12 protein-coding genes are annotated in these 11458 nt (G+C 66.5%); 4 read left to right on the top strand and 8 right to left on the bottom strand.

Annotated elements, in window-relative coordinates; all coding sequences use genetic code 11:
- The 3 genes from FKP22_RS09890 to FKP22_RS09900 form a co-directional block, all read left to right on the top strand.
- Positions 1-1667, top strand: a 1667-nt coding sequence (locus FKP22_RS09890; protein ID WP_141287327.1) for a xanthine dehydrogenase family protein molybdopterin-binding subunit, incomplete at its 5' end; no start/stop codon positions are given.
- A gap of 8 nt (positions 1668-1675) precedes the next feature.
- On the top strand, positions 1676-2752 hold the full coding sequence (locus FKP22_RS09895) for an XdhC family protein (RefSeq protein ID WP_141287328.1): 1077 nt from the start codon (positions 1676-1678) through the stop codon (positions 2750-2752).
- 273 nt (positions 2753-3025) lie between these two features.
- On the top strand, positions 3026-3481 hold the full coding sequence (locus tag FKP22_RS09900; RefSeq protein ID WP_141287329.1) for a TerB family tellurite resistance protein: 456 nt from the start codon (positions 3026-3028) through the stop codon (positions 3479-3481).
- 53 nt (positions 3482-3534) lie between these two features.
- Here FKP22_RS09900 and FKP22_RS09905 read toward each other — a convergent pair whose 3' ends face one another.
- Entirely contained in the window at positions 3535-4419 is an 885-nt protein-coding gene (locus FKP22_RS09905; protein ID WP_141287330.1) for a LysR family transcriptional regulator, read from the bottom strand.
- A 172-nt stretch (positions 4420-4591) separates the two neighbouring features.
- Between FKP22_RS09905 and FKP22_RS09910 the strand changes: the two genes are divergently transcribed.
- Positions 4592-5551, top strand: coding sequence for a TerC family protein (locus FKP22_RS09910; protein ID WP_141287331.1), 960 nt, complete (start codon positions 4592-4594; stop codon positions 5549-5551).
- Between the two features lie 39 nt (positions 5552-5590).
- On the opposite strand, the gene FKP22_RS09915 is transcribed toward FKP22_RS09910, so the two are convergent.
- The 7 genes from FKP22_RS09915 to FKP22_RS09945 all read right to left on the bottom strand — a co-directional run.
- Positions 5591-6592, bottom strand: a complete 1002-nt coding sequence (locus FKP22_RS09915; RefSeq protein WP_141287332.1) for a branched-chain amino acid ABC transporter permease — start codon at positions 6590-6592, stop codon at positions 5591-5593.
- A gap of 166 nt (positions 6593-6758) precedes the next feature.
- Positions 6759-7643 carry a branched-chain amino acid ABC transporter permease gene (locus FKP22_RS09920; protein ID WP_141287333.1) on the bottom strand — a complete coding sequence of 295 codons (885 nt, stop codon included), beginning with the start codon at positions 7641-7643 and terminating at the stop codon, positions 6759-6761.
- Positions 7644-7838: 195 nt separating this feature from the next.
- On the bottom strand, positions 7839-9041 hold the full coding sequence (locus FKP22_RS09925) for an ABC transporter substrate-binding protein (protein WP_141287334.1): 1203 nt from the start codon (positions 9039-9041) through the stop codon (positions 7839-7841).
- A 38-nt stretch (positions 9042-9079) separates the two neighbouring features.
- Positions 9080-9787, bottom strand: coding sequence for an ABC transporter ATP-binding protein (locus FKP22_RS09930; RefSeq protein WP_141287335.1), 708 nt, complete (start codon positions 9785-9787; stop codon positions 9080-9082).
- A 1-nt stretch (position 9788) separates the two neighbouring features.
- On the bottom strand, positions 9789-10556 hold the full coding sequence (locus FKP22_RS09935; RefSeq protein ID WP_141287336.1) for an ABC transporter ATP-binding protein: 768 nt from the start codon (positions 10554-10556) through the stop codon (positions 9789-9791).
- Positions 10557-10685: 129 nt separating this feature from the next.
- Positions 10686-11015, bottom strand: a complete 330-nt coding sequence (locus FKP22_RS09940) for a type II toxin-antitoxin system RelE/ParE family toxin (RefSeq protein WP_141287337.1) — start codon at positions 11013-11015, stop codon at positions 10686-10688.
- Positions 11016-11100: 85 nt separating this feature from the next.
- The coding region (locus FKP22_RS09945) for a YlcI/YnfO family protein (protein WP_375140571.1) at positions 11101-11458 on the bottom strand (358 nt) is incomplete at its 5' end.

Consider the following 11458-nt stretch of genomic DNA (forward strand, 5'->3'; position numbering starts at 1 on the left):
GCGAGCTGGCCCAGGTGGCCATGGCGCAGCCTGTGCCCGAGAAGGTGGTGCTGAAAGACCCGAAGAATTTCCGCCTGATCGGCAAGGCCACCACCCGGCTGGACGCCAAGGCCAAGAGCAGCGGCCACCAGGACTACGGCATTGACATGCACCTGCCCGGCCAGCTCACGGCCGTGGTGCAGCGCCCGCCGGTGTTCGGCGCCAAGATCGCCTCGCTGGACGACAGCGCAGCGCGCGCCATCAAGGGCGTGAAGGCGGTGCTGCGGGTGCCGCTGGACCGAGGCGCCGAGGGCGTGGCCATCGTCGCCGACGGCTACTGGCCGGCCAAGCAGGGGCGCGATGCCCTGAAGGTGACCTGGAACACCGACGGCGTGGAGAAGGTCGACAGCACCAAGCTGCTGGCGCAGTACCGCGAGCTGGCAAACCAACCCGGCCCGCATTTCTACGAAGCAGACATGGCGCCGCTGGCCGGTGCCGCCAGGAAGATCGAGGCCGAGTTCTCGTTTCCGTACCTCGCCCATGCGCCCATGGAGCCGCTGAACTGCACCGTGCGCATCGGCGCAGACGGCGCCGAGCTGTGGGTGGGCAGCCAGATGCCGGGCCTGGACGGCATGAAGGCCGCCAGCGTGCTGGGTTTCAAGCCCGAGCAGGTGAAGGTCAACGTGCAGATGGCCGGCGGCGGCTTCGGCCGGCGGGCGATTGCCACCAGCGACTACGTCTACGAGGCCTGCGTGATCGCCAAGGCCGCGCGCGGCGCGGGGCTGGACGCACCGGTGCGCACGCTGTGGAGCCGCGAAGACGACATCCGCGGTGGCTACTACCGGCCGGCGCAACTGCACCGGGCGCGCATCGGCCTGGATGCGCAGGGCAAGGTGCTGGCCTGGGACCATGTGATCGTCGGCCAGTCCATCGTCACCGGCACGCCGTTTGAAGCCTTCATGGTGAAGAACGGCATCGACAGCACCGGCGTGGAAGGCATGCGCGAGCCCTACGACCTGCCGATGCGCCTCACCGCGCACCATCCCAAGGTCAACGTGCCCGTCCTCTGGTGGCGCAGCGTGGGCTCCACCCACACGGCCTTCGTGATGGAGACGCTGATCGACGAGATTGCCCGCGCCAACAAGCAGGACCCTGTCGCCTACCGCATGCAGCAGTTTGGCGACAAGCACCCGCGCTACCGGGCCGCCTTGCAGCTCGCGGTGGACAAGAGCGGCTACGGCAAGAAGAAGCTCGCCGCCGGCCGCGCCTGGGGCGTGGCGGTGCACGAGTCCTTCCAGACCGTGGTGGCCTATGTCGTCGAGGCTTCGGTCAAGGACGGTCAGCCGGTGCTGCACCGGGCCACGGCCGGCGTTCACTGCAACCTGGCGGTGAACCCGCGCACCGTCGAAACCCAGGTCCAGGGCGCCGCGCTGATGGGCCTGTCCATGTGCCTTCCCGGCGCGGCCATCACGCTGAAGGACGGCGTGGTCGAGCAAAGCAACTTCGGCGACTACGTCGTCCCGCGCATCACCCAGATGCCCGAGATCGCCGTGCACATCGTGCCCAGCGCAGAGCCGCCCACCGGCATGGGCGAACCCGGCCTGCCGCCGCTGGCCCCGGCCTTTGCCAATGCCGTGGCAAAGTTGACCAGCAAGCCGATTCGCGAACTGCCCTTCAAACTGGCCTGAGCCCTCCAGTGGAACCGCACAACACGACCGACGACCTCGACACGCTGGTGCTGCGCGGTGCGCTGCGCTGGCAGTCGGCCGGGCTGGCCGTGGTGCTGGTCACCGTGGCCAGAACCTGGGGTTCCTCGCCGCGTCCGCCCGGCTCGCTGATGGCCATCAACACGCGCGGCGAGACCGTCGGCTCGGTGTCAGGCGGCTGCATCGAGGACGACCTGGTTCAGCGCATCCGCGAAGGCGGGGTGCAGGCCGCATGCGCCAGCAACGTTCCCGCCGTTCTGCGCTACGGCATCTCGGCCGACCAGGCCCACCGCTTCGGCCTGCCCTGCGGCGGCACCGTGGAGCTGGTGCTGGAGCCGGTCACCGCCCGAAGCCGGCTGGCCGAACTGCTGCAGGCCTGCGAGCAGCGCCAGGGCACCGAGCGCGTGCTGGACCTGCAGACCGGCGAGGTGACGCTGCGCGAAGGCCAGCGCGACAGCCTGCCCCGGCTGGACGAACAGCAGCTCATCACCTGCTTTGGCCCGAAAGCGCGGCTCATCCTGATCGGCGCAGGCGACCTGTCCCGCTACATGAGCCAGATCGCGCTGACCGTGGGCTTCGAGGTCATCGTCTGCGACCCGCGCGAGGAGCAGCGCGCCAGCTGGCACCTGAGTGGCATGACAAGCGGCGTGACCCTCAGCCACGAAATGCCGGACGACCTGGTGCTGCGTCTCAAGCCCGACGCCCGCACCGCCGTCGTCGCCCTGACCCACGACCCCAAGCTCGACGACCTGGCCCTGATCGACGCGCTGCAGTCCCAGGCCTTCTACGTCGGCGCCATCGGCTCGCGCCGCAACAGCAGCCAGCGCCGCGAACGCATGCGCGAACACTTCGACCTGCCAGACGCCGCTCTCGACAGCCTGCACGGCCCCGCCGGCCTCTACATCGGCAGCAAAACCCCCGCCGAAATCGCCCTGTCCATCATGGCCGAGGTGGTGGCCGCCAAGAACGGCGTGCTGCTGCCCAAGGTGTCTGCCGAGGAACCACAGGCGGCGCTGCCGGTGGCCCAGGGCAAGCGGCAGCACGAGGATTTGCCGCACGCGGGTTGATGCGGGTCTCGCAGCCGCCCAGCGGCAGACCAGGTATCGCTTCAGCGAGGCCGCTCTGCGGGACACGACCAGCAAGAGGCCAACGCAGTCACGCTCCCGGGTTCTGGGTTCGGCCGAAGCTGCCATTCCAAACCTTCACCGCTGGTTTTCTCGAACACTCACTGCGACTGAACCTGCTTGTCGCCAGGGCGCCCCGGCTCGACAGTTGAACCAAGCTGGCACGGCACTTCGGGCCGCCGGCTCCTGCAACTCTCAGTCCCAGGAGGACATCCCATGCGCTCCCTGCCCCGCAACAGTCCCCAAGCCGCCGCTCGCCTGGTGGCGCTGGTGATCATCTCCGACGGTCACGCCTGCCGCTCGGAGTTTGATGGCCTGGCCGCGCTTCACGCGGAGCGCCGGCTGGGCTTGGCCCCAGGCGCACTGCCCATGGTGCTGCACCAGCTCTGCGAAGACTTGCTGGCCCACGCGCCCGGCAGCGCCGGCTTGGCGCAGGCCGTGGATGAAACCATGCTGCAGGCCCTGCTCGACGAGGTGGACGATCCGGCGCTGCAGCGCTTGGTATTCGAGCTGTCCATGGCCGCCACCCGTGCCGACGGCCATGCGGCCGAGGGTGAACTGTCGGTGCTGGGCTCGATGATCGTGCGCTGGGGCCTGTTCGAAGCGAGCGAGGCGCAGTCGAAGCAGCAGTTGGTCGCCCGGGCCGAGCACCTGGCCCAGGCGCCGGCCTGAGCGCGCGCCACGGGCGCAGCAGCCGCCCACAGGCGCCTGCGTCCACGGGATGGTCAGCCACGCGCCGCTGCAATGACCTGCTTCACCAGCGGGTGATGCAGGCCGCGGCGCGTTCGGATGGCGTGCACCTCTTCGAACACCTCAGGGGCGTCACCCAGCCACTTCAGACCGGGTGTTGCGGCCAGGTCGGCCGCGCCGGCGGCGCTGACCGGGAACACGCCCAAGCCACGTGCCGCGAACAGCGCCAGCAAGGCGCTGTCCTCGAACTCGCCCACCACCTGGGGCACCAGCCCATGGGCGTCAAACCACTGGGCCAGCCGCAGCCGCAACGGCGAATGCGCCGTGGGCAACAGCACTGGCAAATCACCCAGGCACCGGGGAAAGCCGGCCACCTCGCGCCGGCCCACCAGGTGAGCCGGCCCGTACCACTGGACAGGTGAAGACAGCAGGCGCTCGCTGGACAGCCTCAAGTTCGGGTTGGCAGGCGCGGCCTGGCCGGCCAGCACCAGGTCCAGATGGTGCAGCGCCAACTCGGCCAGCAACTGGTCTTGCTCGCCCTCGTGACAGATCAGGCGCAGCTGCGGCTCGGCCAACACCGGCGCCAACAATGCATGCGCGGCCAACTTGGAGATGCCATCGACCAGGCCCACCGCCAGGCGCTGCACCGGTGCGGTGGCAGCGGCCCGCACGTCGTCAACCATGCGCTGGCCAATCTGGAAGATCTCTTCGGCACGCGCGAAGGCGGCCTGCCCAGCTTCGGTGAGCACCACGCCACGGCCCGCGGGCTTGAGCAGTTGGTGGCCGAAGGATTTTTCGAGCTCGCGCACCTGCGCGCTGATGGTCTGCACCGCCATGTCCAGGCGCTCGGCAGCGCGCGTGAAGCCACCTTCCTTGGTGACCAGCCAGAAGTAGTACAGATGGCGGTAGTTCAGGGTCATGGGGGCGACCATTCGGCTTCAGGGCAAGGAGGCCACGGTATCTGGTTTTTTCGATGATTCACAGCGTTTTGATCGATAACAGCATCGACCTCCGTTGCGCAGAATGCGAATCGTCGGTCTTGCCGCAGGCCTGTGCTGGCCTCCCCTCCGTCTTCATTGCCAAGGAATGTCCGTGGACACCATTGCACCAACCTGGTTGTGGGTCTTCTTCATCGCCACCGTGCTGGTGGCTTTGTTCATCGATTTCGTGGTGCTGCGCAAGCAAGGCGCGCACGAGGTGTCCGTGCGGGAAGCGCTGCGCTGGTCCATCGTCTGGGTGGTGGCCAGCCTCGCCTTCAACGCGCTGTTCTGGTGGGCGGTGGCGCAGTCGCACGGTCAAGCGACGGCCAACGCCCGCGCTCTGGAGTTCCTGACGGGCTACCTGATCGAGAAGAGCCTGGCCGTCGACAACATCTTCGTGTTCCTGATGATCTTCACCTACTTCGCGGTGCCGCCGGCCTACCAGAAGCGAGTGCTGATGATCGGTATCGTCGGCGCCATCGTGCTGCGCAGCGTCATGATCCTCGCAGGCGCCTGGCTCATCACTCAGTTCCACTGGGTGCTGTACCTGTTCGGCGCGTTTCTGCTGATCACCGGCATCAAGATGTGGTGGGCGGCCGGCAAAGAGCCCAACCTGGCGGACAACCCCGCCCTCAAGCTGCTCAAGCGCTTGATTCCCGTGAGCCAGGGCTTCGATGGCGAGAAGTTCTTCACCCTGGAGAACAGCCGCCGTCTGGCCACGCCGCTGCTGCTGGTGGTGGCCCTGGTGGGCATCACCGACGTGATCTTCGCGGTCGACTCGATTCCGGCGATCTTCGCCATCACGACCGACCCGTTCATCGTGCTCACGTCGAACATCTTCGCCATCCTGGGCTTGCGGGCGATGTACTTCCTGCTGCAGGCGATGGCCAGCAAATTCCACCTGCTCAGCTACGGTCTGGCAGTGGTGCTGGGCTTCATCGGCAGCAAGATGATGCTGATCGATGTGGTGGAGATTCCGGTGTGGGTGTCGCTGGGCGTGGTCGTGGCCGTGCTTGGCGCCACCATGTGGCTATCCCTGCGAGCAGCGCCAAGGCGGCCGCAAGAGGCCTGAGAAGCTTTGGCGAGCAGAGCGGTTGACGCAGGCGCAGCGTCAGGCTTTGAGGTCCTTCGCCCTGCGCCGTTGCTGCCAAGCCAGCAGCTCGCCCACGAAGCCGCGGCGGAAGGCCACGACGCAGACCACGAAGGTGGCGCCGATGATGACAGTGACCCAGGAGCCGACGCGGTCGGCGAGCATGTCCTGCAGGCCGATCACGGTGATGGCGCCGAGGACCGGGCCGGCGAAGGTGCCCATGCCACCGAGCAAGGTCATCAGGATGACTTCGCCGGAGAGGCTCCAGTGCACGTCGGACAGTGTGGCGAAGCCCAGCACCAGGGTCTTGAGCGAACCGGCCAGGCCGGCCAGCGCACTGGACAGCACGAAGGCGAGCAGCTTGTAGCGGTCCACGTCGTAGCCCAGCGAGATGGCGCGAGGTTCGTTCTCGCGGATGGCCTTGAGCACCTGGCCGTAGGGCGAGTGCACCACGCGCAGCACGAACAGGAAGACGGCGACGAAGACGGCCAGCACGAAGAAGTACATCACCAGGTCATTGCCCAGCGGCAGCAAGCCCAGCAGCTTGCCGCGTGGCACGCCTTGCAGCCCGTCTTCGCCGCCGGTGAACGGCGCCTGCAGGCAGACGAAATAGACCATCTGCGCCATGGCCAGCGTGATCATCGCGAAGTAGATGCCTTGGCGGCGGATGGCGATCAGCCCGACCAGCAGGCCAATGCCGGCGCCCACCGCCATGCCGGCGAGGATGCCCAACTCGGGCGGCCAGCCGGCGCTGGTCACCAGCCAGCCGGTGGCGTAGGCCGCGCTGCCCAGGTAGGCGGCATGGCCGAAGGACAGCAGGCCAGTGAAGCCCAGCAGCAGGTTGAAGGCGCAGGCGAAGATCGCGAAGCACATGGCCTTCATCATGAAGACCGGATACAGGCCGATGAACGGCGCGATGGCCAGCAACAGCAGGCCCAGGCCCCAGGCCAGGCGCGCGGGCGTCCAGCGGGAGATCTCGTGAGAGAAGGTCCTGCTGCGGGTGGTGGGAATTTTGGCTTGCATCAGAGGCTGAGAGTTTTTCGGGCGTGCCAGAGCAGCGCGCCAGAAGGTTTCCGATCTAGGCGCAAAGCACAGCCATGGTTCAGGCCATGGCGAGCATTTGCAACGACGAGCGGGAGACTTATGGTGTGATGAGCGGGCATGTTCGAAAGACTCTCAGCCTCTTGGCTCACTTCTCTTTGCCGAACAGGCCGGCCGGGCGGATCATCAGCATGATGGCCATGATCACGAACACGACGATGTTCGAGGCCTCCGGATAAAACACCTTGGTCAGCCCCTCGACCAGGCCCAGCAGCAGCCCTGTGAGGATGGCGCCCATGATGGAGCCCATGCCGCCGATCACCACCACCGCGAAGACGACGATGATCAGGTTGCTGCCCATCAGCGGGGTGATCTGGATCACCGGCGCGGCCAGCACGCCGGCCACAGCCGCAAGGCCTGCGCCGGCCGCGTAGGTCAGCGCCACCATCATCGGCACGTTGACGCCGAAAGCCTGCACCAGCGCCGGGTTCTCGGTGCCGGCGCGCAGGTAGGCGCCGAGCCGGGTGCGCTCGATGATGAACCAGGTGCCCAGGCAGATGATGAGCGAGGCCAGCACCACGAAGGCGCGGTAGTTCGGCAGCACCATGAAGCCGAGGTTGGTCGCGCCGCGCAGCAATTCAGGTACCGCATATTGCTGGCCCGAAACGCCGAACTGGTCGCGGAACACGCCTTCGGCGATCAGCGCCAGGCCGAAGGTCAGCAGCAGGCCGTAGATCGGGTCGATCTTGTAGAGCCGCTTGAGCAGCGTGCGCTCGATCACCAGGCCGATGGCGCCAACGACGATGGGCGCCAGGATCAGCGCCCACCAGAAGCCGATCTGGAACTTCTCCATCAGCAGCCACGCCACGTACGCGCCCATCATGTAGAGCGCGCCGTGGGCGAAGTTGACGATGCCCAGCAGGCCGAAGATGACCGCCAGGCCCAGGCTGAGCACGGCATAGAACGAGCCGTTGACCAGCCCGAGCAGCAACTGCCCCAGAAAGGCCTGCAGGGGAACTCCAAAAATTTCCATCGACTTCTCGCGTGGCTCAGGCCGCGTTAACCAAGCGGGCGCCGCGGATCCGGCTCTGCCGGTCCGCTGGTGCCGCCCCTCGGACGAACCCCCCAGACCTGCCACGCAGCGGCAGGCCCCCCAAGGGGGTCGAATCGACTTGGGAACGGCCCATCATCGATTCGAGGGGGAGCGGCGCAGCCGCTCGGGGGTGGGTCACTTCCACAGTGCGCACTTGGACTCGGCCTTGGTGGTGAACGCCTGATCGCCCTTGATGGTCTCGACCACGTTGTAGTAGTCCCAGGGCTCGACCGACTTGTCCGGCGTCTTGACCTGCATCAGGTACATGTCGTGCACCATGCGGCCGTCCGGGCGAATGGTGCCGCCCTTGGCGAAGACGTCGTTGATGGGGGTCTTGCGCAGCTGGGTCAGCACCTTGTCGCCGTCGTCCGAGCCGGTGGCCTTGACGGCGGCCAGGTAGTTGCTCGCGACCGAGTAGTCGGCCGCCTGCAGCGACGAGGGCATGCGCTTGATCTTCTCGAAGAACTTGCGGCTCCAGGCGCGCGTCTCGGCGTCCTTGTTCCAGTACCAGCTGTCGGTCAGGTACATGCCCTGGGTCATCTTCAGGCCCAGCGAGTGGATGTCGTTGATGAAGACCAGCAGGCCGGCCAGCTTCATCGTGCTGGTGACACCGAATTCGTTGGCGGCCTTGATCGCGTTGATGGTATCGCCACCGGCATTCGCCAGGCCCAGGATCTGCGCCTTGCTGCCTTGCGCCTGCAGCAGGAAGGACGAGAAGTCACTGGCCGACAGCGGGTGCTTGACCGAGCCGACGACCGAGCCGCCTGCGGCCTTCACGACGTTGCTGGTGTCGTTCTGCAGCGCGGCGCCAAAGGCGTAGTCGGCCGTCAGGAAGTACCAGCTCTTGCCGCCCGCGCGCACCACGGCGCCGCCGGTGCCCTTGGCCAGCGCCATCGTGTCGTAGGCCCAGTGCACGGTGTAGGGCGTGCACTGTTCATTGGTCAGCGCCGAGGTGCCGGCGCCCACCGCGATGAACGGTTTCTTCTTCTCGGCCGCCACCTTGGCCATGGCCAGGCTGGTGCCCGAGTTGGTGCCGCCGATCAGCAGGTCCACGCCCTGCTGGTCGAACCACTCGCGGGCCTTGGCGCCGGCCACGTCGGCCTTGTTCTGGTGGTCGGCCACCAGCAGCTCGACCTTCTTGCCGGCCACCGCACCGCCGGCTTCAGCAATCGCCATGCGGATGGCCTCGGCGCCAGCGGGGCCGTCAATGTCGGAGTACAGGCCCGACATGTCGGTGATGAAGCCGATCTTGATCACGTCGCCCGACACCTGGGCCTGTGCGGCGCCCAGTGCAAAGAGCGAAGCGGCTGCGGCAGTGATGGCTTTGATTTTCTTCATCTTGGTCTCCTGTAACTCCATGGGAACTGAATGCGTTCTTAGACGCCGAGGTATTCGTGCAGGCGTTCGAGGCGCGAGGGCAGTTCGGCCTGCGTGAAGGACTGGATCACCTGGCCGTGTTCCATGACCATGAAACGGTCGGCCAGCGGGGCGGCGAAGCGGAAGTTCTGCTCCACCATCACGATGGTGTAGCCCTGGCGGCGCAGCGAGGTGACCATCTCGGCCAGCTTCTGCACGATGACCGGCGCCAGGCCTTCGGAAATTTCGTCGAGCAGCAGCAGCTTGGCGCCGGTGCGCAGGATGCGCGCGACCGCCAGCATCTGCTGCTCTCCGCCCGACAGCCGCGTGCCCTGGCTGCCGGCGCGCTCCTTCAGGTTCGGGAACATTTCGTAGATCTGCGGCACGCTCATGCCACCCTCTGCCAAGGTGGGCGGCAGCATCAGGTTCTCTTCGGTCGACAGGCTGGAGAAGATGCCGCGCTCCTCCGGGCAGTAGCCCACGCCCAGCCGCGCGATGCGGTGCGTGGCCATGCCCATGGTCTCGATGCCCTTGACCTTGATCGAGCCCTTGCGGCTGCCGATCAAACCCATGATGGCGCGCAGCGTGCTCGTGCGGCCGGCGCCATTGCGGCCCAGCAGCGTGACGACCTCGCCTTCATCGACGTGGAAGTCCACGCCATGCAGCACATGCGACTCGCCGTACCAGCCTTGCAGGCCGCGGATTTCGAGGAAGGGCGTCTTGCTCATCTCAGTGCGCGCCCACGAGTTCGGTCTGGGTCGAGCCCATGTAGGCCTCGATCACCGCCGGATTCTTCGAGACGACCTCGTACGGCCCCTCGGCCAGCGTGGCGCCCCGCTGCAGCACCGTGATCGTGTCGGCAATGCTGGAGACCACGCTCATGTTGTGCTCGACCATCAGCACCGTGCGGTCCGCCGCAACCTTCTTGATCAGCGCGCGGATGCGGTCCACGTCTTCCAGGCCCATGCCCTGCGTGGGCTCGTCCAGCAGCATCAGCTTGGGCGCCATGGCGAGCGTGGTGGCAATCTCCAGCGCGCGCTTGCGGCCGTAGCTCAGCTCCACCGCCTCCAGCGCCGCAAAGCGCTCCAGGTCGACCTCGCGCAGCAGGTGCATCGCGCGGTCATTCAGGTCAGCCAGCGAATGCTCGGAGCGCCAGAAGTGGTACGAGGTGGACAACTGGCGCTGCAGCGCCACTCGCACGTTTTCCAGCACGGTGAGGTGCGGGAAGACGGCCGAGATCTGGAACGAACGGATCACGCCGCGGCGCGCGATGCGCACCGGGCTTTCCTTGGTGATGTCCTCGCCGTCGAACAGGATCGTGCCCGAGGTGGGCGCGAGGAACTTGGTCAAAAGGTTGAAGCAGGTGGTCTTGCCGGCGCCGTTCGGGCCGATCAATGCATGAATGCTGCCGCGACGAACCTTCAGGTCCACCTTGTTGACGGCGACAAAGCCTTTGAATTCTTTGGTGAGCTGGCGCGTTTCCAGAATGCAATCCACGGATGCCTCTCTCCTGCCGGTGCTTCTCTTGTAGAGGCCGCAGGTTATGCAACTTGGATGCAAGTTGTAAGACGCGAGATTACGCAAGGGTTGCCCCGCATCGGGACAACCCGCGCGACCCCGTTGGGCTCAGTGATAGTCGTCTTCGAGCTGGTGCCGCACCGCCACCACCAACACGCTCGCGGCGTCCTCGATGTCGAAAAGCACCACGTAGCCGGCATGTGCGAATGAGATCACCAGCTCCCGCAAGAACGGGTCGCGGTCCGCCTTGCGGCAGGTGAACGGAGAGGATTTCAGCGTCTCAATGCCTGCCCTGATGGCCGACAGTGCCCGCTCGGCCAGTGCCAGGTCGCCACCCTCGCCTTCCAGCTCGCGCGCCAGTTCACGTTCGAGCACGAAATCGAACAGGCGCCCGAGGTCCGCCTCGGCCTCGCGCGTCAGGCGAACGGTGAAGGTCATGAGGGAACGCCGGGCCGTCCCAAGTTTTCTCGTCCCCCTTGCATGTTGTTCTGGGGCCTGACGCGAGGCGGCAGGTCTGGGGCACTCATTTGCCGGTCTTGGCTACCTTGGCCTTGGCGCGCGCCGCGTCGAGCTTGCGTTGCAGCCCCTCCAGCACCACATCGGCCGCGACGTAATCGCCGGTGCGGTGCGCTTCGTCGCGCGAGCGCAGGCCGCGGGCGATGAACTCGGACTGCAGGCGGCGGCGCTCCACGCTCGCGCGCAGCGCCGCTTCGACAAACTCGGTCAAGCTCTCGCCCTTTCCCAGCACCGCCTCGACTTCGGCTCGGAATTCGGGCTCGACACGGACGGAGGGAATGGTGGCGGTCTTCATGTCCCGCAATGTATCGCAAATGCGCGGCACGCCATAGGCTTCATGGACGCCGTCGCCTTTCCAGCCATTC

This window comes from Ideonella azotifigens, from assembly GCF_006519715.1.
In the GTDB taxonomy this organism is placed as follows: domain Bacteria; phylum Pseudomonadota; class Gammaproteobacteria; order Burkholderiales; family Burkholderiaceae_C; genus Ideonella; species Ideonella azotifigens.

Coding starts and splice junctions, on each gene's coding strand:
- FKP22_RS09900 (WP_141287329.1), top strand. CDS start 3,026: ATGCGCTCCCTGCCCCGCAACAGTCCCCAAGCCGCCGCTCGCCTGGTG.
- FKP22_RS09905 (WP_141287330.1), bottom strand. CDS start 4,419: ATGACCCTGAACTACCGCCATCTGTACTACTTCTGGCTGGTCACCAAG.
- FKP22_RS09915 (WP_141287332.1), bottom strand. CDS start 6,592: ATGCAAGCCAAAATTCCCACCACCCGCAGCAGGACCTTCTCTCACGAG.
- FKP22_RS09920 (WP_141287333.1), bottom strand. CDS start 7,643: ATGGAAATTTTTGGAGTTCCCCTGCAGGCCTTTCTGGGGCAGTTGCTG.
- FKP22_RS09925 (WP_141287334.1), bottom strand. CDS start 9,041: ATGAAGAAAATCAAAGCCATCACTGCCGCAGCCGCTTCGCTCTTTGCA.
- FKP22_RS09930 (WP_141287335.1), bottom strand. CDS start 9,787: ATGAGCAAGACGCCCTTCCTCGAAATCCGCGGCCTGCAAGGCTGGTAC.
- FKP22_RS09940 (WP_141287337.1), bottom strand. CDS start 11,015: ATGACCTTCACCGTTCGCCTGACGCGCGAGGCCGAGGCGGACCTCGGG.